The organism is Micromonospora sp. LZ37, from assembly GCF_059359015.1.
The window spans coordinates 60328-80156 of sequence record NZ_JCADBL010000012.1 but is presented as its reverse complement, the minus strand read 5'-3'; the positions used below and the strand labels follow the sequence as shown (position 1 = coordinate 80156).

The window sequence follows — 19829 nt, the reverse complement described above, 5'->3', positions numbered from 1 at the left end:
GTCTTTTCCGAACCCGTCCAGGTAAGTCCGATTTACCGCATACAGTGCGGAATATCGCGGATGTCCTCAGTGGGGGAAGATGGAAATGATCCTCGTCGAACGCAGTGCGCACGTGTTGGCGCCGGTGGAAGCGGTCTGGGACGTCGTGCAGCGGGCCGAGCAGTTGCCGGCCTGGCTGGCGGGAGTCCGTGCGGCCGAGGTCCTCTCCGGGGAAGGCTTCGGGCGCCGGCAGCTGGTCCAGGCCGGGCGCGGCGCGGCGCACGAGGCCGAGGTGATCGCCTACCAGGAGCCCAACCTGATCGGCTGGCGGGAGCGGGCCCGGGGCGCCGGCGCCCGGGCCGAGGCGCGTACCGAGATCTACGTTCAGCTCACTCCCGACGAGGAGGAGGGCGGGACGATCGTGCGACTCATCGTCGTCCGCTGGCCGGCCGGTCCGGTCAAGGCGGCCCTGCTCCGGCTCGGGCTGCGCCGGGTCGGCGCCGACCTGGAGGACTCGCTGGCCCGGCTCACCGACCTGGCCGCCGTCGGCTGACGAGGCCACGTCCTACGGCGTCACCCGCGACGGCGGTGGCCCGGCGTCCCCGCCAGGGACGTCCGGACCACCGCCCGTTCGCCGTGTGCCCGCCCGCTTCCCGTCCCCGTCGATCATGGACCTGTGGTGCCCGGTACGGGGTGACTTCACCGCTTCGTCCCCCACCACGAGTCCGTGATCGACAAGGCGGTGGGGTGGGACGGGAAGGGCCCGGCGCGGGTGCGCCGGGCCCTTTCGGTGTGGGTGCGAGCTAGCTGTCGCCGCCGGTCTCGCCGACCGGGGCGGCGGTGACGTCCTCGATGGCGTACTTCTTGGCCGCCTCGGCCGGCACGTTGGCCGGCACCGTGCCGCGCATCGCGAGCTGGCGGAGCGTCGCGACCACGACCGACTCGGCGTCGACGTGGAAGTGCCGGCGCAGCGCGTGCCGGGTGTCCGACATGCCGAAGCCGTCGGTGCCGAGCGAGGTGTAGTCGCCGGGCACCCACCGGGAGATCAGGTCCGGCACCGCGCGCATCCAGTCGCTGACCGCGACCTTCGGCCCGTCGGCGTCGGCCAGCTTCCGCTGGATGTACGGCACCTTCGGCTCACTGCCCGGGTGGAGCAGGTTGTGCTCCTCGCACTCCACCGCGTCGCGGCGCAGCTCGGTCCAGGAGGTCACCGACCAGACGTCGGCGGCCACCCCCCAGTCCTGGGCGAGCAGCTGCTGCGCCCGCAGCGCCCACTGCATGCCGGTGCCGGAGGCCAGGATGTTGGCCTTCGGGCCGTCGACCTGCGGCGCCGGGGAGTAGCGGTAGATGCCCTTGAGCAGGCCCTCGACGTCCACGCCCTCAGGCTCGGCCGGCTGGAGGATCGGCTCGTTGTAGACCGTCAGGTAGTAGAAGACGTTCTCCTGGGCCTCCCCGTACATCCGGTGCAGGCCCTGCTCCATGATGTGCGCGATCTCGAAGGAGAACGCCGGGTCGTACGCGATCACCGCCGGGTTGGTGGCGGCGAGCAGCAGCGAGTGGCCGTCCTCGTGCTGGAGACCCTCACCGTTGAGCGTGGTCCGGCCGGCGGTCGCGCCGAGCAGGAAGCCCCGCGCCATCTGGTCGGCCGCCGCCCAGAGCCCGTCGGCGGTGCGCTGGAACCCGAACATCGAGTAGAAGATGTACATCGGGATCATCGGCTCGTCGTGCGTGGCGTACGACGTGCCGGCCGCGGTGAACGAGGCGACCGAGCCGGCCTCGTTGATCCCCTCGTGCAGGATCTGCCCGGTGGTCGACTCCTTGTACGACAGGAACAGCTCCCGGTCGACCGCGGTGTACCGCTGGCCGTGCGGCGAGTAGATCTTGGCGGTCGGGAAGATCGAGTCCAGACCGAAGGTGCGGGCCTCGTCCGGGATGATCGGCACCCAGCGCTTACCGAACTCCTTGTCCTTCATCACGTCCTTGAGCAGGCGGACGAAGGCCATCGTGGTGGCCACCTTCTGCTTGCCCGAACCGCGCTTGACGTCGGCGAAGCGCTCCGGACCGGGGATGGCCAGCCGCTTGCTGCTGGTCCGCCGGGACGGCAGGTAGCCGCCGAGCTGCTGGCGCCGCTCCTTGAGGTACGCGATCTCGTCGGACTTCTCCCCGGGGGTGAAGTACGGCGGCAGGTAGGGGTTGTCCTCCAGCGCCTTGTCCGGGATGTCCAGGTAGAGCCGGTCGCGGAAGGTCTTCAGGTCCTCCAGCGTCAGCTTCTTCATCTGGTGGGTGGCGTTGCGGCCCTCGAAGTGCGAGCCGAGCGTCCAGCCCTTGATCGTCTTGGCCAGGATGACCGTCGGCTGACCGGTGTGCTCGGTCGCCGCCTTGTAGGCCGCGTAGAGCTTGCGGTAGTCGTGGCCACCCCGCTTGAGGTTCCAGATCTCGTCGTCGGAGAGGTGCTCGACCATCTTGCGGGTCCGCGGGTCGCGGCCGAAGAAGTGCTCCCGGACGTACGCCCCGGACTCCGCCTTGTAGGTCTGGTAGTCGCCGTCGGGCGTGGTGTTCATCAGGTTCACCAGCGCGCCGTCGGTGTCCGCGGCGAGCAGCGGGTCCCACTCCCGGCCCCAGACCACCTTGATGACGTTCCAGCCGGCGCCCCGGAAGAAGGCCTCCAGCTCCTGCATGACCTTGCCGTTGCCCCGCACCGGCCCGTCCAGCCGCTGCAGGTTGCAGTTGATCACGAAGGTGAGGTTGTCCAGCTCCTCGCGGGCGGCCACCCCGATGGCGCCGAGCGTCTCCGGCTCGTCCATCTCGCCGTCGCCGAGGAACGCCCAGACGTGCTGGTCGGAGGTGTCCTTGATGCCCCGGTGGTGCAGGTACCGGTTGAACCGGGCCTGGTAGATCGCGTTCAGGCCACCGAGACCCATGGAGACGGTGGGGAACTCCCAGAAGTCCGGCATCAGCCGCGGGTGCGGGTACGACGGCAGCCCGCCGCCCGGGTGCGACAGCTCCTGCCGGAACCCGTCGAGCTGGTGCTCGCTCAGCCGCCCCTCCAGGAACGCCCGCGCGTACATGCCGGGGGAGGCGTGACCCTGGTAGTAGATGTGGTCGCCGCCGCCCGGGTGGTTCTTGCCCCGGAAGAAGTGGTTGAAGCCCACCTCGTAGAGCGAGGCGGAGCTGGCGAAGGTGGAGATGTGCCCGCCGACGCCGATCTCCGGGCGCTGCGCCCGGTGCACCAGCATCGCCGCGTTCCACCGGACGTACGCCCGGATCCGCCGCTCGACGTGCTCGTCACCGGGGAACCACGGCTCGCGCTCCGGAGCGATGGTGTTGATGTAGTCGGTGGTGGTCAGCGACGGCACCCCGACCTGGCGCTCGCGGGCCCGCTCCAGCAGGCGCAGCATGACGTAGCGGGCGCGTTTGGTTCCGCGCTCGTCGATGACACCGTCGAGCGACTCGACCCATTCGCCGGTCTCTTCAGGGTCGGTGTCCGGAAGCTGGCTCGGCAGACCAGCGGTGATCACCGGGCGCTTGCGTTCCGTAGCCACAGGCGTTCCCTCGGTTTGTGTGTGGGATAGGTCTCTAGCGCCATCCTGCCCCCTGGTGGCACTCGCCGTCACGTCTAGCTCCCCCAGACGCGACGCTCAACACAGGTACCCACCAGTAACTTTGCGCGATCGGTGGATGCGCTAGTACCGGCCGGCTTGCCCGCGCTGCCTACCCTCCGGGCATGCGGTGGCGACTGGCGCTTCTGGGGCTCGTGACGGCCGTCGCCGGCCTGGCCGGCATCGGCGTGGGGTTGGCCGGACTGTGGGCGGGACGGCTGGAGATGGTGGGCCTCGTGGCGCTGGGCGGGCTGGCGCTGCTGCTCGTCGTCGGTCTGGCCCGGGACGTCCGCCGGCCTGCCCGACATTCCCGCCGCCGGTCCTCTCCCGACGCGTCGGTCGGCTGGTACTCGCCCGCGCCGGCCGCGGACGCCGGGGCGGACCGGGGCTGCGGCGTCCCCGACCCCGGACCGTCGGACTCCGGCCGAAGTGGTGGCGGCTCCGGCTTCTGGGGCGGCTCCGACGGCGGGTCGGGTTCCCACAGCGGCTCGGACGGCGGCGGCTCGAGCTGGGGCGGCGGCTCGGACGGCGGTGGCGGCGGCGGTTACTGAGCCGGTGCGGCAGAATGCGCGGTATGCGCAGTGAGGTGATCACCGTCCGGACCGGGTCGCGGCCAACCGTCCAGGACATCACCGCCGAGGCCGAGCGGTTCGTCGCCGGCCAGGGCGACGGGCTGCTGCACGTCTTCGTGCCGCACGCCACCGCCGGCCTGGCGATCATCGAGACCGGCGCCGGTTCCGACGAGGACCTGCTGCGGGCCCTGGACGACCTGCTCCCCACCGACGACCGGTGGCGCCACCGTCACGGCTCGCCCGGTCACGGTCGCGACCACGTGCTGCCCGCGTTCGTCCCGCCGTACGCGACGCTGCCGGTGCTCGACGGCCGCCTGGCGCTCGGCACCTGGCAGTCCCTCACCCTGGTGGACCCCAACGGCGACAACCCCACCCGCCAGGTCCGCTTCTCCTTCCTCCCCGCCTGACCCGCCCGCCGCCCGTCCCCGCGGCACGGCGGCGATCAACCCTTCGAAATCGGCGAGGAGTTGCGCCCGAAAGGGTGAGGTTGCCAATGGTGGAGATAAACAATTGTTGACTCGTCACTAGAGTGGCGGCGTGACCCTGAGCAGCGCTTTCACCGGCTCCGGCTCGGGCGACCGCGCCGAGTTGGCCGGGGACGCGGTGCGCCGGATCGTGCACCTCGCCGCCGCCATCCGGCACCACCAGGACGTCGATTTCGCCGAGCTGGGGCTCACCCCAGCGGCGGCCCGCGCGCTGTACGAACTCGACCCGGACCGGCCACTGCCCGCCCGCGACCTCGCCGAGCAGCTGCGCTGTGACCGCTCCAACGTGACCGCCCTGGTCGACAAGCTGGAGCAGGCCGGACTGGTCGAGCGCCGGGTCGACCCCGCCGACCGGCGCCAGAAGACGCTGCTGGTGACCGGGGCCGGCCGCCGGATGCGGGAGCGGCTGCACCAGGTGCTGTCCGACTCCCGACTGCTCGCCGCGCTTACCACCGAGGAGCTGGCCACGCTGCGCGAGCTGGTGTGGAAGGTCTCCGACGGCGGCTGCCCGGCGCGGTGCGACCCGGAGTGAGCCCGGCCGGGCGGATCGTGTCTGAGTGGGCGACCCTGGCCTCCGTCGGTAATGCTGATCGACGTGACCACCCCGCAGGATCTCGACGACCGGTTCCGGGAGACCCTGGGCGCGCTGCCCACCCCCGAGCGCCGGCGTGACCCGGCCGAGCCGGTCCGACCCGACGCGCCGCTGACCGGGCGGCAACTGCTCGCCCTCTTCGACGCCCAGGTCACCAGCCGCCAGCTCGACCTGGCCGGACGGTGGCTGCGCAGCTTCGACGAGGGGTACTACACGATCGGCTCCGCGGGCCACGAGGGCAACGCCGCGGTCGCCGCCGCGCTGCGCCCGACCGACCCGGCCCTGCTGCACTACCGCTCCGGCGCCTTCTACTGCGTCCGCGCCGCCCAGGCCGCCGGGGAGTTCCCCGCCGCGCCGGCCGTCGAGAGTGCGCCGGACGAGGGCCCACCTCCGGCTGCCGATGGCCCCGACGGCCCACCTCCGGCTGCCGATGGCCCCGACGGCCCACCTCCGGCCGCCGACGGCCCGGACGGCGCTCCCGGCCCGGCCGAGGCGACCTCGGTCGACGTACCCCTCGACGCCCCGGCCGCCGGCGACGACCCGGCGGTGACCGACGCCATCGCGGACCCGGCGACCGACGAGCCGCCGACGAGCGGGCACCCGGCCGGCAGCGCGCCCCCGGCGGCCGGCCCGCACCCGGCATACGACGTCAGCCCGGCGGCGGGTGTCAGCCCGGCGGTGAGCCTGGACCCGGCCGCGGTCGGGCCCGGCGGGCTCGCCGAGCGGGCGGCGGCCTACCGGGTCGGGTCGGACGGCACCGCCGAGCCGGTCCCGCCCCCGGCCGTCGCCCCGCCGGCGTCCCCCGGCGAGCCGAGCACGGCCGGAGGAGCCGCGACCGCCGACGGGCCGGCCCGGGGCCCGGGCGCCGTCGGACCGGTGACCGTGGACGCATACGCGGAAGCGGCGCGGGACGTGCTGCGCGGCATGGTCGCCTCCGCCCGGGAACCGCTCGCCGGCGGCCGGCACAAGGTCTTCGGCCGGGCCGACCTGGCCGTGGTGCCGACCACCTCCACCATCGCCTCGCACCTGCCCCGCGCGGTGGGGCTGGGGCTGGCCCTGGAGCGCCTGCGCCGGCTCGACACGGCCGGCCGTCGCGGCGCCGCCGAGCAGGCGCTCCGCTCACCCTGGCCCCGCGACGCCATCGTGGTCTGCTCCTTCGGCGACGCCTCGGTCAACCACGCCAGCGCCACCGCCGCCCTGAACACCGCCGGCTGGTACGACCACACCGGACTGCGCATCCCGGTGCTCTTCGTCTGCGAGGACAACGGGCTGGGGATCAGCGTCCGCTCGCCGGAGGGCTGGGTGGAGCGGACGCTGCGGGCCCGGCCCGGGGTCCGCTACTTCGCCGCCGACGGCGCCGACCCGGTCGCCGCCCACGCGACGGCGGCGCGGGCCGCGGCCTGGGTGCGCCGGTACCGCCGCCCGGCGGCGCTGCACCTGCGCACGGTACGGCTGCTGGGGCACGCCGGGGCCGACGCGGAGACCGCCTACCGCAGCACCGCCGAGATCGCCGCCGACGAGGCCCGCGACCCGGTGCTGGCCACCGCCCGGCTGCTGGTCGAATCCGGGGTGGCCACCGGGGAGGAGCTGCTCGCCCGGTACGACGAGCGGGGCTGGCAGGTCCGGCGGATCGCCGAGGAGGCGCTCGACGAGCCGAAGCTCGGCAGCGCCGCCGACGTGGTGGCCCCGCTGGCGCCGCGCCGGCCGTCCCGGGTCGCCACGGCGGTGGCCGAGGCGGCGGCCCGGGCCGCCGGACCGGGGGCGGGCGCGCGGGTCGAGGCGTTCGGGGGCAAGCCGCCGGAGCTCGCCGGCCCGCTCACCCTGGCGCAGAGCATCAACGCCGCGCTGGCCGACGGCATCCTCGACCACCCCGGCATGGCCGTCTTCGGTGAGGACGTCGCCGCCAAGGGCGGGGTGTACGGGGTCACCAAGGGGCTGCGTGAGCGGTTCGGGCCGGCCCGGGTCTTCGACACGCTGCTCGACGAGACCTCGCTGCTCGGGCTGGGGCTGGGCGCGGGGCTGGCCGGGCTGCTGCCGGTGCCCGAGATCCAGTACCTGGCGTACCTGCACAACGCGGAGGACCAGCTGCGGGGGGAGGCGGCCACCATGCAGTTCTTCTCGCGGGGGGCGTTCCGCAACCCGATGGTGGTGCGGGTGCCGGGGCTGGCGTACCAGGAGGGGTTCGGGGGGCACTTCCACAACGACAACTCGGTGGCCGTACTCCGGGACGTGCCCGGCCTGGTGATCGCGGTGCCGGCGCGGCCGGAGGACGCCGCGCCCCTGCTGCGGACCTGCCTGGCCAGCGCGGCGGTGGACGGCACGGTCGCGGTCTTCCTGGAGCCGATCGCGCTGTACCACACCCGCGACCTGTACGAGCCCGGCGACGGCGAGTGGGCGGGGGAGTACGCGGAACCCGCCGCCTGGGCGGCCCGGCACGTGCCGGTGGGCCGGGCCCGGGTCTACGGGGTCGGCTCGGCCGAGGATGTCACGATCCTCACCTTCGGTAACGGGGTGCGGATGTCGCTGCGGGCCGCCGCCACCCTGGCCGACGAGGGGATCGGCAGCCGGGTGGTGGACCTGCGGTGGCTGGCGCCGCTGCCGGTGGCGGACCTCATCCGGGAGGCCTCCGCGACCGGCCGAGTGCTGGTGGTGGACGAGACGCGGCGGTCCGGCGGGGTCGGTGAGGGGATCATCGCGGCGCTGGTCGACGCCGGATATGTCGGAGTGGCGCGGCGAGTGGCCGCAGTTGACTCGTTTGTACCATTAGGTCCAGCTGCCCGTCAGGTTCTGGTCTCGGAGGAAGCCATTACCCAGGGTGCCCGTACGCTGCTGGCACGGTAAATTCCGTTCCACCCGGTGCGCCACTTGCGCAGGGGGCCGCAACTGTGTGGACTTTGCCTGACGGCGTCGCCCGGCGCCGCGAGCAGGGATGAGATGAGGAGGCACGCGACAGTGAGCGCGACCGCTGGTCAGGCCGCCGACGGGGTACGCAGCCTGGCGGACCGGTTCGGAATCGAACCGGGGATGGTCGTCATGGAGATGGGGTACGACGAGGACGTCGACCAGGATCTCCGGGACGCCCTGACCGACCGCTGTGGAGATCTGGTCGACGAGGACACCGACGAGGTGGTCGACGCGGTGCTGGTCTGGCACCGGGACGGCGACGGTGACCTCTTCGAGATCCTCGTCGACGCCCTCGGCCCGCTGGCCGACGCCGGTGTCGTGTGGCTGCTGACCCCCAAGGCCGGCCGCGAGGGGCACGTCGAGCCGAGCGAGGTCGCGGAGTCGGCGCAGACCGCCGGTCTCCAGCAGACCTCCACCGTCAACGCCGGCCGGGACTGGAGCGGCGCCCGCCTCGTGCTGCGCCGCGGCTCCAAGAACAAGAAGTAGCCCGCGCCGGTGACCTGGCGGCGGCCGCCGCCGGGTGTGGCAGGCTGACGCACCGAGACCCAACCCAAGGAGCTTGCATGCCGATCGAGGTTGGCGCAGACGCGCCGGACTTCGTGCTGAAGGACCAGAACAACCAGGAGGTCCGGCTCTCGGACTTCCGCGGCCGGCGGGCCGTGCTGCTGGTCTTCTACCCGCTGGCGTTCACCGGCATCTGCCAGGGCGAGCTCTGCGAGGTGCGGGACAACCTCGGCGAGTACGTCAACGACGATGTCCAGGTGCTCACCGTCAGCGTCGACTCGGTCTACAGCCACAAGATCTGGGCCGACCGGGAGGGCTACCAGTTCCCGATGCTGGCCGACTTCTGGCCGCACGGCGCGGTCGCCCAGGCGTACGGCGTCTTCAACGACGTCGCCGGCATCGCCAACCGCGGCACGTTCGTGATCGACAAGGCCGGCGTGGTCCGGTTCGCCGAGATGAACATGCCGGGCGAGCCCCGCGACCAGGAGGGCTGGCGCAAGGCCCTCGCGGAGGCCGTCGCGGCCTGACGCCCTGACCGGGCACACCGTTCGACCGGGCCGGAGGCCGGCAGGTAAGCTTGCCAGCCTCCGGCCCGCCGTACGGGCGTTCCGGGCGCGTAGCTCAGTGGGAGAGCACCCGCCTTACAAGCGGGGGGTCGCAGGTTCGAAACCTGCCGCGCCCACCACCACCTGAACAGGCAGATCCGCCCGTGCCGAGCAGATTGCCGGGGCGGGCGGAGTGCCTGACATCCAACCCTGACGTCAGTTGCTCGGGATCGAACGCCTCGCCCAGCTGCCGCAGGGCCTCAGTCTGTTCGGCCATCCCGTTGTGTGCGTAGATCATCATCGTGACCTCCACGTCTGAGTGACCCGCGATGGCCTGAGCGATGTGGGGCGGTGTCCCAAGGCTGAGCAGGAGCGGCAGCCCCGCTCGATCTCGAACGCCAGGTCGATGTCCGACCAGCGCACGCCGAGTCACCTGAGCTCTGACTCCACGGCGCCTTCCTGTCGGCAGATGCGTTGCCGCGCGGCGTCCAACTGCAGCCCCGCGTGATTGGCATCTGATGCAACCCCCGGAGCCGGACCCCGCGTGACTATCCCGACTCGAGAATCGGAGGCATCGGATGAGCGATCGTGACGCCGCGTTCGCGGCGTACTTCGCGGCACGATCAGACGCGATGCGCGGGACCGCCTACCTGTTGTGCGGCGACTGGCACCGGGCGGAGGACCTGGTCCAGTCCACGTTCACCAAGCTGTACCTGGCCTGGAACCGGGCGTCCCGGCACGAGGCGCTCGACGCGTACGTACGGCAGATCCTGTTGCGAACCTTTCTCGATGAGCGGCGCCGCGGCTGGTGGCGACGGGAACGCGTGAACGGCGAGGCGACGGAACAGGCCGTGACGGCGGACTCGCCGGAAGAGCGGCTCGTGCTGTTGCGGGCACTGACGGACGTACCGCCGCGCCAGCGGGCCGTGCTGGTCCTGCGGTACTGGGAGGACCTGTCCGTGGAGGAGACCGCGTCGCTGCTGCGGTGCTCGCCCGGAACGGTGAAGAGCCAGGCGGCGCGGGGCCTGGAAACGCTGCGCCGGCTGTTGGCACCTACTTTGGCCGCGACAGGGAGGAAATACGATGAATGAGGACGAGTTCCGAGGAGCGCTACGCCGCACCATGGCGGCCACCATCCCTCCCCCACCGATGAGCACAACCGACACGCTGGTCGCCGGTCGCCGCGCCCGGTTCCGCCGCCGTGTCGTCTCGTTCGGCGCCGGGTCGGCGACAGCGGTCGTGCTGGTCGCCGCCGTCGGGTTCACCGGCGTGTTGGGCAGCGAAGGTCGCTACAGCCCAGCGGGTGCGAAGCCGTCATCCAGCAGTACGGCCGATCCGGGGAGTCGCCCGTCGCAGGAGGAGTGGGCCGCAGCCAGGAAGCAGGCACAGGCACTGCTCGACGAGCTCGTCGCCGCGGTACCCACCGGATACACCGTGGTCGAAGACTCCTTGAATCCGCAAGCGTTGTTTCCGATGGGGACGGTTGGCCGCCCGACCGCCGTGGGCGACTGGCTGTACCTGGCGTCGTTCTCGATACGTCAAGGAAAGCAGACCGGGCTGTTACTGGTCGAGGTGCAGACCGGGCACTCCCACCTGAACCGGTTGCAGGGTGACGGCTGCGAGTTGACGCCACGAATCTTTCCCTCCCCCCGCACACAATGTCAGCTGGTGACCGTCGGCCAGGCGAAGGTAGGGGTGGCCCAGGCCCACTGGACGATCGAAAGCCTCCCGCGGTTCGACCAGTGGGCCGGGTATCGGCACCCGGACGGAGTGTTGGTCAAAGTCGCCCAGTTCTCGCGCCCCGAGAACTACGGGCCCCGCAACGATGTCCTGCCAGAGCTGAAGAAGCTGCCGTTCACCGTCCAGCAGCTCGCGGAACTCGCCGCCAGCGACCGGTTCCACGTCGACTGAGACTCGACACGACGGGTGGAGGCGCGGGATCCCCGCGCCTCCACCCCTTGTCGCGGAGCCGCTACCTCATCGGGCTGGCCGGCGAATCAGTCGCAGGCCGTGCCGTCGCCGTCGCGGTCCAGGCCCCTGCGGTACCCGGGCTCGCCGCGCTGGATCGGTGCCGCGCCCGCCGCGCGCGCCGCGCTGCAGTTTGCGTAGTACGCGTCGCCGTCGTCGTCGCCCGAGGAGTCGTCGGCGGCAGCCGGGTCGTCGTCCCAGTCACAGGCGACACCGTCGCCGTTGCGGTCCAGTGCCTTGCGGTACCCGGGCTCGCCCTTCCTGATCTCGTACAGCCCGGCATCGGCGACGGCGTCACAGTCGGCGAAGTAGACGCTCGGCGACGGCTTCGGCTTCGCCGGGGCCGTGGAGGAGGGGGACGGAGCCGGCGAGGCGACCCGCTGCGGGGACGCCCTCGTCACGGAGGGGGCGCTCGTCGAGGTGGCGGCCATGCTGTCCCGCTTCGCCGCTGGCTCGTCGTCGCCGTCGTCGCCGAAGCTCGCGACGCCGCCGCAGCAGCACAGCACCAGGATGGCGGAGACGGTGATGCCGATCCAGCCCTTGCGGCCGACCTTCTTCCCCGTGACCGGCGCGAGCTTCTGGGTGGGCGTCAGCTGCGGAACAGCCTGCGGCCCGTACGGCTGCGTCGGCGAGTAAGGGTCGTAGGTCGGCGCCGGCGGAGGAGGAGGCTCGTGACCCTGCCACGGGTCCTGCGCTGGTGGGTAGGTCACGGACCGTATCGTGCCGGGCTTCGTGAGACACCGACACCAACCGATCGGGCCGGACCGCGCGTCCCCGGGCAGCTCGATGCTGGAGCACCGGCGGCGGCCGCAGGCCGTCCGGACGCCCTTGGTGATCATCAGCGGGTGAGGAGTGACCGGGCGTGGGACCTGGCATCGGGTGAGAAGCTGAGCGGCAGACCCGGCCCCCGGATCTACGGTCGGCGAGTGGGGTTCTCAATCAAGCTGGCGCCCGGGGTGCGTATCCGCGCCTCGTCGCGCGGCATCCGTACCAGTGTCGGCCCGAGGGCCGCCCGGGTTCACTTCGGCGCCGGCAGCACCGGCTTCTCCAGCGGCGTGGGCCCGGTCGGGTTCTACACCTCGCTCGGCGGTGGCCGGCGAGGCAGCCGATCCGGGGCCCGGGCTGCCACGGCGGCGAGCTACCAGCGCCAGCTCGCCGCGCAGCAGCGCCAGGCGGCGCAGGCGCAGCGGATCGAAGAAGCACGGAGCCTACTTTCCGCCGGCATCCCGACCCGTCGCGCCTGAGCCCGCGGCACCGGACCGGGCCGGCATCCACCAGCACTACGAGCAGCACGCCCTGGCCGGCATCGGCTTCTTCGAACGCGGCAGGCGGGCGGAGGCCAAACAGCGCGCGGCCGCGTGGACCGAGGCCGAGGTCCAGCGACAGTGGGCCAACCTCAAGGAACAGCAGGCCGGCTGGCAGCGATACTTCGACGACCGCTGGCAGCAGCTGTGCGACAACGAGCCGGACGTCGTCCTCGAAACTCTGGAGGAAGCCTTCGAGGACAACGAGGCGCCCAGCGCCGCCGTCGGCGTCACCGGCTCCGAGGTCTCCCTCGTCGTCCTCGTGCCCGCCGTCGACCAGGTCGTGCCCGAGCGCATGCCCACCACCACCCAGGCGGGCAACCTGTCCCTGAAGAAGCTGCCGCAGCGCGAGCGCGCCGACTACTACAAGCGGTTCGTCTGCGGACAGGTCCTCGTCACCGTGCGGGAAGCCTTCGCGGTCGCGCCCGGCATCGCCTCCGCACGGGTGGCCGTGCTCCGCCAGGACGGCCTGGACAGCTACGGCCGACCCCGGGTCTCCTGCCTGATGGCGGCCAGGTTCGAGCGGGCGGCACTGGCCGGAGTGCGGTGGGACGAGGCCGGGGCCACGGACACGTCAACGACACCAACTCCGAGCTGCTGCTCGACCAGCGGCCGCGCACCTTCGAGCTGCTTCCGCTGAACCTCGACAGCGAGCCGGCGCTGGCGGAACTCGTCAACGCCGTCGACCTGGCCGAACTCGCCGCATCGACATGACGGCGGGCGAGCGGAACCGGTCGCCCGATGTGTCGTGCGGGCGGACGCGTTCGCCGAGCTGATCCCACGGCTTGTACCACCCGGGCCACCGGACAACCGTGCGCAGGAGGCGCACCAGGACGTTCAGCCCCCTGATGGTCATCCGCAAGATCGTCAAGCCTCTCTCGTACTCTCCACCCTGCGCCGACCGTGATCTTGGGTCGACGTGAACCTTGCGCAGAGACCAGGAGACATACGAGTGAGCAACGCCCTGACCCCCGACCCGTCGCAGCCCGAGCAGGCCGACGCCGCCCCGCCCCCGCCGCCCGCGGTGGCCCCCGCGAAGCCCAAGCTGAGCACCGGCATGATCGCCGGCCTCATCGTCGGCGCCGTCGTCCTGTTCTGCTGTGGAGTCGGTGTCGGTTCGATCGGCGACGACAGCGACGAGAAGGCCGCCGCCGAGCCGAAGGCGTCCGTGCAGGCCGTCGCCCCGACCACCGTCGCCCCGACCACCGTCGCTCCGACGATGACTCCGCCGACCACCGCCCCGGCGACCACGCAGCCCGCCCCGCCGCCGGCGCCGACCACTGTGGCCATGCCGAACCTCGTCGGGATGAACGCGGCGGTCGCTCAGGACAAGCTCAAGCGGCTCGGCATCACCAACATCAAGCTCGGCAGCGGGGACAAGTACGACACGCTGGTGATCCTGGCCGAGAACTGGACCGTGACGAAGCAGTCCCACAAGCGGGGCACCAAGGTCGAGCTGGACGAGCTGGTGGTGCTCACCTGCACCAAGACGGGCTGACCCAGCCGACCTCAACGGACGACGACGGTCCCGGGTTCGTGTACCGGGGCCGTCGCCGTCCGCCAGGGCGGACGCCTCACTCATCCCGCCGGAGGGCTCACCCGGCGACGGGGCAGGCCCTTCCGACCTCGGTCACCCGATAGACGTTCAGTGTGCCCACCTGCTTCACCAGGGCCAGTCGATCGGAGGCGGCGACGCGCCCCGGGTCGTAGTTGCCCTTGGTGGGCGGGCGTTCGTCCACCACGACGTACGCGATGTCGAACCGGCGGACGTCGCACCCGCCCGGCTGGGCCCGGCGGTTGTCGACCAGCCAGTCCCACGCCCGCAGGCGTGCGGGATAGTAGGCCGCCTCGAAGGCCGGCACCGGTTCGAGGCCGAAGAGACCGGGCACGCCGTAGTCGATGTAGGACCAGGTGAGGTACTGCCGCCGGTCGGCGGCGACCGACTTGCCGGACGGGGTGTTCTCCGCGAGCCACCGGTAGAGCTCGGGGTAGGAGCGGTCGACCGGGGCGAGGCTCGTGAAGTGGGTACGCAACGGGCGCCAGGAGGCGGGTACGGCGGCGAGCAGCGTCAGGCTGAGCACCAGGACCGAGGCGGCCACCGCGGCTGGTGCGGTCGATCCCCGCAGCGCCCCTGCCCGGGCGACGAGCTTCACCAGCAGCCACTGCACCGCCAGTCCGATCGCGACCGCGCCGGCCACCGTGAGCAGGCCGTACACCGGGAAGATCAGCAGCCGCAGGCGTTCCCGGCTGCCGTACCACAGGCTCGACACCAGCGCCGCGGAGGCCGAGTCCGACATCGTCGTCCAGATTCCGACGCCGGTGAAGACGACGCCGGCGAGCAGCCAGGGCCGGGCCCATCGCAGCTGACGGAAGACCAGGCACAGCGGCGAGGCGGCGAGGCCGACGACGGTCAACGCCAGGGCGATCCGGATGGTCGGCACGCTGAGCTGGAAGTCCCCTCCGCCCGGTGAGGGGAAGCCGAACAGCACGTAGCGCTGTGGATCGGTGACCCAGTACTCGAACGCCTTGCCGAACTGCCCGGGGAGGGCGGCCGCGTACGACGCCCGTTCGCCGTTCGCTCCGGTCAGCGCGGCGAGGAAGGGGCCGAGTGCCGCCAGGCCGCCGACCGCGGCCGCGCCGGTGCCCGCGGCGCTACCGCTGAGGGCCAGCGGGCCGCGCATCACCAGGAGAAAGCCCAGCGCCAGCACGCCGGCCAGGAGGATGTCGTAGGTGTGGCTCATGATCAGTCCGGCGCTCGCGAGGCCCGCGAGCACACCCAGTCGCACGGGGTGGCGGCCCCGCAGGGCCAGCGCGACGAGCAGTGCGATGCCCACCGCCATGCACGGACCGGCCAGCTGGGTGATCCGGCCGAGGACCGCGGAGAACCAGAGTGGGCCGACAACCGCAGGGGCGGCCGCGGCGCAGGCGGCGACGACCGGCCGGCCGCCCAGCGCGCGGACGCAGGCGTACACGCCGGCGACCAGGGCGAGCGGCCCGACGAGAACCGACCAGGTGGTCATGGCGGAGCTGATGTGCCCGCCCGACAGCTGTGCCGCCTGGGCCCACGAGAGGTTGGCGGCAACCGGGTAGAACCCGCAGGTGGGGATCGAGTCGATGGACGTACTGCAGGCCGAGGCCATGGTGGCGCTGCCCGTTTCCAGCATGCGGCGGCTGAAGTAACCGTGGTGCATGGCGTCCCAGCCGGGGGGCGCGATGAACCGGCCGAGCATCAGCCAGCCGTAGCCCACGCTGATGATCGCCGGCACCGCGATGCCGATGACGTCGGCGCGCCGGGGACGGACGGACGGTAGACGCAGGCGCGGCCGGCGCGGTCCGTCGTCGCCGTCCTCGCCGTCCTTCTGGTCGACCAGGCCGCGGGCGACGAGCCGTGAGGCGAGGATCGCGGCGCCGGCCAGGACCACCTCCGCGATCAGCACCGCCAGGGCGCCGTGGGGCAGGCCGAACTCCGGCAGCCACCCCATCGCCGCGCTCGTCAACCCCAGCGTCAGCGCCGGAGCGGACGCCCACACCGCCCAGCGGTAGCGGCCCGGCGGCAGGACGAAACCGAGCAGTGCCCCGGGGGCGACGGCCACCACCAGAGCGACCACGTACGTCAGCATGAGCATCCTTCCGGACGCGCGACCCGTCCCAGGACGTCGCGGCACTCGGCACTCGAGGCAGGTGTGACCTTGCGAGGAGGCCCTTTCGCAGGCGCAGGCTACCCGATGGTCCGGTCCCGCAGCCGCTGTCGTACCCAGGGCAGCAGTGCGTCGCCCTGGGCCTGCTGGAAGGCCCGGACGGTGGGGATGCCCGGCGGCGGTGGCCGCCGGGCGGCGTCGAGGAGGTAGCCGGCCAGGCCGGCGTAGACGCCGGTCACGGCGTCCGGATCGACGCCGGCGGTCAGCGGCAGCCGGCGCAGCAGCGCGTCGGTGTCGTGGCCGCCGTGCAGCCGCACGTTGACCAGGAGCGTCACGGTGTCCAGCCAGGCCGGGCCCCGGCAGGCGTGCGGCCAGTCGACCACCGTGACCGATCCGGTCGCGTCGAGCAGCAGGTTGTCGGCTCGCGCGTCGAGGTGGCAGAGCGTGTCGCCGTCGAGCGCGGCGAGGCCCCGCTCGGCGGCGTGGCGGAGCTGGTCCAGGTGGGCGCGGGCCCACGGGTCGAGGCGGGCGGGCGGGTCGGCGGCGATCCGGTGCCAGCCGGTGAAGTCGTGGGCCAACCGCTCGGCGGCGGTCGGCACGTGCGCGACCGGACTGGGGGTGAGCGCCTCGGCCAACGTCTCCAGCGCGCCCAGCACGGCGTCGAGTTCGTCGGCCCGCCACGGCGTCGCCGGGTGCCGCCCGTCGACGTCGGTGAGGACCAGCGCCACCCACTCGCCGTCGTCGTGACAGCCGAGCAGCCGGGGCGTCGGAGCGTGCGCGGGCAGCGCGGCGGTGACGGCCGCCTCGGCCCGGTGCAGGGCCACGCTGCGCGCGTTCCGCGCCGGGCTGACCGCCTTGACGAAGGCCCGCCGTCCCGCGGCGGTGCGGACCCGGTCGGCGGTGCCGGGGGAGTAGCCGCCCGGCTGCGACACCGCCTCGACCACCCGGTCGCCGAGGATCCCCTCCACGGCGGACCGGACGTGGTCGGGCAGGTCGGTCCAGCCGATCCGGGTCCTCACCAGCTCCCTCATCCGTCCACGGTCGCCGAGGCCGGGCCCGGTGGGCAACCGGGTTACCCGGCCCGGTAGCGCAGCACGACCACACCGCTGCCCACCACGACGGGGTTGACCTTGACGACCAGTTCGTCCACCTCCGGCAGGAGCTTGCCCGGCGAGCTGTCCGCCGCCGCAGAGCCAGATGTCCCTGCCGTCACGCTGGTGACGCCGATCTTCAGGGCCGGGTCGTAGGTGGCTCGATCACCACCGAGCATCGATGCCGGGTTCCACCCCTAAGAGGTGGTCTCCGCCATGGTGTCCCGGTTGCTCGTCCCAGCCTGAGGTATGGGGCTGCGGCCAGCGGGAACCCGCCCCGGACACCCCCGGGGAGGAGTGAGGCATGACAGACGGCGCCGGACTGACCATCGGTGTGCTCGGCTCGTACGGCGGACGCAACCTCGGCGACGAGGCCATCCTCACCGGCCTGCTGGACGACCTGCGTGCCCAGGAGCCCAACGCCCGGATCATCGTGTTCTCCCGCAACCCGGCGCACACCGCGCTGGCCCACCCGGACGTGGAGGCGGTGCCCTGGGAAGGGGTCAGCCGGGTCGACTCCGCCGAGGTGCTGGCCCAACTGGACCTGCTCATCCTGGGCGGCGGCGGCATCCTGTACGACCGGGAGGCCCGTCGCTACCTGCGGGTCGTCCGGGTCGCCCAGGAACGCGGCCTGCCGCTGCTGACGTACGCGGTGGGGGTCGGGCCGCTCTCCGACGCCGTGGACACCGGCATGGTGCGGGAGACCCTGGCCGGCGCCACCCAGGTGACCGTACGGGACCAGGAGTCCCGGATGGTGCTGGAGGAGGCGGGGCTGCTCAACCCGATCACCGTCACCGCCGACCCGGCGTTCCTGCTCCAACCCGAGGACTTTCCCACCCGGCTGCTCCGCGAGGAGGGCGTGCCCGCCGGCAAGCGGCTGGTCGGGCTGAGCGTCCGGGAACCCGGCCGGGCCGCCGAGCGGCTCGACGTCGACGGGTACCACCGGCTGCTCGCCCAGATCAGCGACTTCCTGGTGCACCGGATCGACGCGTACGTGCTCTTCGTGCCGATGGAACGCGACGACATCCGGCACTCGCACGGAGTGATGTCCCACATGGTCGCCGCCGACCGGGGGCGGATCCTGCACGGCGACTACTCGCCCCGGCAGGTGCTCGGCCTGATGAAGCACTTCAACCTGGCGGTCGGCATGCGACTGCACTTCCTGATCTTCGCGGCGATGGTGGGCACGCCGTTCCTGCCGCTGCCGTACGCCGGGAAGGTCTTCGACCTGGCCCAGCGGCTCGGGGTGCCGGCGCTGCGCGGCGTGGAACGGGAGGTCGAGGGGCCGCTGCTGGCGGAGGTCGACCAGCTCTGGGACGAGCGGGAGGCCCGCGCGGAGGCCACCGCCCGGCGGGTAGCCGAGGTCTGCGACGAGGCCCGCGGCACCTCCCAGGTCACCCGGGCCGTGCTGGAGAGCCTGCGCACCCGCGCCCTGACCAGGATGACCGCCTGACCGTCCCGGTCGGGGAGGGCTCAGATCGCCGGTCCCCGCCAGCGGTAGCACCACTGCTGGTCGCCCCCGGCCGACTCCAGCTCGTAGATGTGGGCGTCGGCCAGCCCTTCCGCGCCGAGGTGGTGGTGGGTCAGCGGTGGCCGGTCGTTGGGGTCCAGTTCCACGTCGACCGTCTCGCCGTCGGCCGGGCCGTCCGCCAGGGGGATCCTCACCGTTGATGCCATGGGCCCATCCTGCCCCGGCGGCCGCCGCCTCGCAGGGTTTGCCGGGGCAGCGGGCCGCCGGTGCGCGTCAGGGGCGCGGCAGCAGGCCGGGCGGGTACTCCATGCCGTCCCGGGTGCAGGCGGCGGCGGCCACCCGCGCGGCGTACCCCGCCGCCTCCGGCAGGGACGCGCCCCGCAGCCGGCCGGCGATCAGGCCGGCGGCGAAGGCGTCCCCCGCGCCGTTGGTGTCCACCACCGGCGCGGGCGGCACGGTGGCCGGAACCGGGGTCGACGTGCCGTCACCCGGGTACAGGTCGGCGCCGTCCGCGCCCCGGGTCACCACGACCGTGCGGGGCGCCAGCCCGGCGGCGAGGGCGGCGGCCCGGTCACCCAGCCGTACGCCGCTGACGAAGACCAGGTCGGCGGCCTCCGCGAACGGCCGGTGGTATGGGTTCCCGCCGTCCCAGTCGTGCAGGTCGGTGGAGAGCGCGGCGTGGTCGGCCAGCGCGTCGCGCAGCACCGGCAGCCGGTCCCGCGCCCAATCCATGATCGACACGTGGACGTGCGCCGCCTCCCGGACCAGCTCCGCCAGCTCGTCCGGCGGGAACGGGTCCCCACCGCCCCAGGGGCGGGGGTCGTAGAGCGACATCCGCCGCCCGGTCGGGTCGACCAGGTTTACCGACCGGCGGATCCCCCCGGGGTCGTCGGCCAGCACCGACCGCACCGTGCTGCGGGCCAGCGCGGCGCGGACCACCTCCCCGGCCGGGTCGGCGCCGAGCACGTCCACCACCGTCACCCGCAGCCCGAGCGCGGCCGCGGCCAGGGCCACCCCGGCGCCGGTGTTGCCGATCCGGATGTCGATCGGGGGGACGGTGAGCGAATCGGCGGCCGGCAGTGGGATCTCCGGCACCCGTACCCGTAGATCCACCCCCAGCCCGCCGATCACGAGGAGGTCGACCATGGCGCCGACGGTAGCCGGCCGCCGCCTATCC

The 19829-nt window shown here is 72.8% G+C and carries 18 protein-coding genes, 1 tRNA gene and 1 pseudogene; 13 read left to right on the top strand and 7 right to left on the bottom strand.

The annotated features are described in order from the left end of the window. The first annotated feature begins 85 nt into the window (after nt 1-85). Nucleotides 86-532 carry an SRPBCC family protein gene (locus AC5L3Z_RS23120; protein WP_334533053.1) on the top strand — a complete coding sequence of 149 codons (447 nt, stop codon included), beginning with the start codon at nt 86-88 and terminating at the stop codon, nt 530-532. Between the two features lie 250 nt (nt 533-782). Here the strand turns inward: AC5L3Z_RS23120 and aceE are convergent, their stop codons facing one another. Then, the gene (gene aceE / locus AC5L3Z_RS23115; protein ID WP_494844973.1) at nt 783-3521 is read right to left on the bottom strand and encodes a pyruvate dehydrogenase (acetyl-transferring), homodimeric type; all 2739 of its coding nucleotides are present in this window, start codon (nt 3519-3521) and stop codon (nt 783-785) included. 182 nt (nt 3522-3703) lie between these two features. Between aceE and AC5L3Z_RS23110 the strand changes: the two genes are divergently transcribed. The 9 genes from AC5L3Z_RS23110 (at nt 3704) to AC5L3Z_RS23070 (ending at nt 11091) form a co-directional block, all read left to right on the top strand. After that, nucleotides 3704-4129, top strand: a complete 426-nt coding sequence (locus AC5L3Z_RS23110; protein WP_494844972.1) for a hypothetical protein — start codon at nt 3704-3706, stop codon at nt 4127-4129. A gap of 23 nt (nt 4130-4152) precedes the next feature. Then, nucleotides 4153-4557, top strand: coding sequence for a YjbQ family protein (locus AC5L3Z_RS23105; protein ID WP_494844971.1), 405 nt, complete (start codon nt 4153-4155; stop codon nt 4555-4557). A gap of 130 nt (nt 4558-4687) precedes the next feature. After that, the gene (locus AC5L3Z_RS23100) at nt 4688-5167 is read left to right on the top strand and encodes a MarR family winged helix-turn-helix transcriptional regulator (RefSeq protein ID WP_494844969.1); all 480 of its coding nucleotides are present in this window, start codon (nt 4688-4690) and stop codon (nt 5165-5167) included. 51 nt (nt 5168-5218) lie between these two features. Further along, a complete protein-coding gene (locus AC5L3Z_RS23095; protein WP_494844968.1) occupies nt 5219-8068 on the top strand; it encodes a thiamine pyrophosphate-dependent enzyme in 2850 nt (949 codons plus the stop codon). A gap of 111 nt (nt 8069-8179) precedes the next feature. After that, complete coding sequence (locus AC5L3Z_RS23090) at nt 8180-8617, top strand: DUF3052 domain-containing protein (RefSeq protein WP_334533037.1); 438 nt, start codon at nt 8180-8182, stop codon at nt 8615-8617. Between the two features lie 77 nt (nt 8618-8694). Beyond that, nucleotides 8695-9162 (top strand): peroxiredoxin, encoded by a 468-nt coding sequence (locus AC5L3Z_RS23085; protein WP_494844966.1) that lies wholly within the window; start codon nt 8695-8697, stop codon nt 9160-9162. Between the two features lie 83 nt (nt 9163-9245). Next, nucleotides 9246-9320, top strand: a tRNA-Val gene (locus tag AC5L3Z_RS23080). 438 nt (nt 9321-9758) lie between these two features. Next, complete coding sequence (locus AC5L3Z_RS23075) at nt 9759-10271, top strand: SigE family RNA polymerase sigma factor (protein WP_494844965.1); 513 nt, start codon at nt 9759-9761, stop codon at nt 10269-10271. After that, the gene (locus AC5L3Z_RS23070) at nt 10264-11091 is read left to right on the top strand and encodes a hypothetical protein (RefSeq protein ID WP_494844963.1); all 828 of its coding nucleotides are present in this window, start codon (nt 10264-10266) and stop codon (nt 11089-11091) included. Before AC5L3Z_RS23075 ends, AC5L3Z_RS23070 begins: the two co-directional genes overlap by 8 nt. Before the next feature lie 86 nt (nt 11092-11177). Here AC5L3Z_RS23070 and AC5L3Z_RS23065 read toward each other — a convergent pair whose 3' ends face one another. After that, a complete protein-coding gene (locus AC5L3Z_RS23065; RefSeq protein ID WP_494844962.1) occupies nt 11178-11858 on the bottom strand; it encodes an excalibur calcium-binding domain-containing protein in 681 nt (226 codons plus the stop codon). 379 nt (nt 11859-12237) lie between these two features. Between AC5L3Z_RS23065 and AC5L3Z_RS23060 the strand changes: the two genes are divergently transcribed. Then, the gene (locus AC5L3Z_RS23060; RefSeq protein ID WP_494844961.1) at nt 12238-13092 is read left to right on the top strand and encodes a hypothetical protein; all 855 of its coding nucleotides are present in this window, start codon (nt 12238-12240) and stop codon (nt 13090-13092) included. A gap of 312 nt (nt 13093-13404) precedes the next feature. Then, nucleotides 13405-13950, top strand: a complete 546-nt coding sequence (locus AC5L3Z_RS23055) for a PASTA domain-containing protein (protein WP_494844959.1) — start codon at nt 13405-13407, stop codon at nt 13948-13950. Nucleotides 13951-14047: 97 nt separating this feature from the next. Here AC5L3Z_RS23055 and AC5L3Z_RS23050 read toward each other — a convergent pair whose 3' ends face one another. The 3 genes and pseudogenes from AC5L3Z_RS23050 to AC5L3Z_RS23040 form a co-directional block, all read right to left on the bottom strand. After that, entirely contained in the window at nt 14048-16072 is a 2025-nt protein-coding gene (locus AC5L3Z_RS23050; protein ID WP_494844958.1) for a DUF6541 family protein, read from the bottom strand. A 98-nt stretch (nt 16073-16170) separates the two neighbouring features. Then, on the bottom strand, nt 16171-17121 hold the full coding sequence (locus AC5L3Z_RS23045) for a phosphotransferase family protein (RefSeq protein ID WP_494844956.1): 951 nt from the start codon (nt 17119-17121) through the stop codon (nt 16171-16173). 68 nt (nt 17122-17189) lie between these two features. Beyond that, nucleotides 17190-17304, bottom strand: a pseudogene (locus AC5L3Z_RS23040) (dihydrofolate reductase family protein); the annotation flags it as partial. Nucleotides 17305-17485: 181 nt separating this feature from the next. Between AC5L3Z_RS23040 and AC5L3Z_RS23035 the strand changes: the two are divergent. Further along, nucleotides 17486-18634, top strand: coding sequence for a polysaccharide pyruvyl transferase family protein (locus AC5L3Z_RS23035; protein ID WP_494844954.1), 1149 nt, complete (start codon nt 17486-17488; stop codon nt 18632-18634). A 20-nt stretch (nt 18635-18654) separates the two neighbouring features. On the opposite strand, the gene AC5L3Z_RS23030 is transcribed toward AC5L3Z_RS23035, so the two are convergent. Both AC5L3Z_RS23030 and AC5L3Z_RS23025 read right to left on the bottom strand, forming a co-directional pair. Continuing rightward, nucleotides 18655-18858: a DUF8847 domain-containing protein gene (locus AC5L3Z_RS23030; RefSeq protein ID WP_494844953.1), complete on the bottom strand. Its 204-nt coding sequence runs from the start codon at nt 18856-18858 to the stop codon at nt 18655-18657. A gap of 67 nt (nt 18859-18925) precedes the next feature. Then, the gene (locus AC5L3Z_RS23025) at nt 18926-19798 is read right to left on the bottom strand and encodes a carbohydrate kinase family protein (RefSeq protein WP_494844952.1); all 873 of its coding nucleotides are present in this window, start codon (nt 19796-19798) and stop codon (nt 18926-18928) included. Nucleotides 19799-19829: the final 31 nt, after the last annotated feature.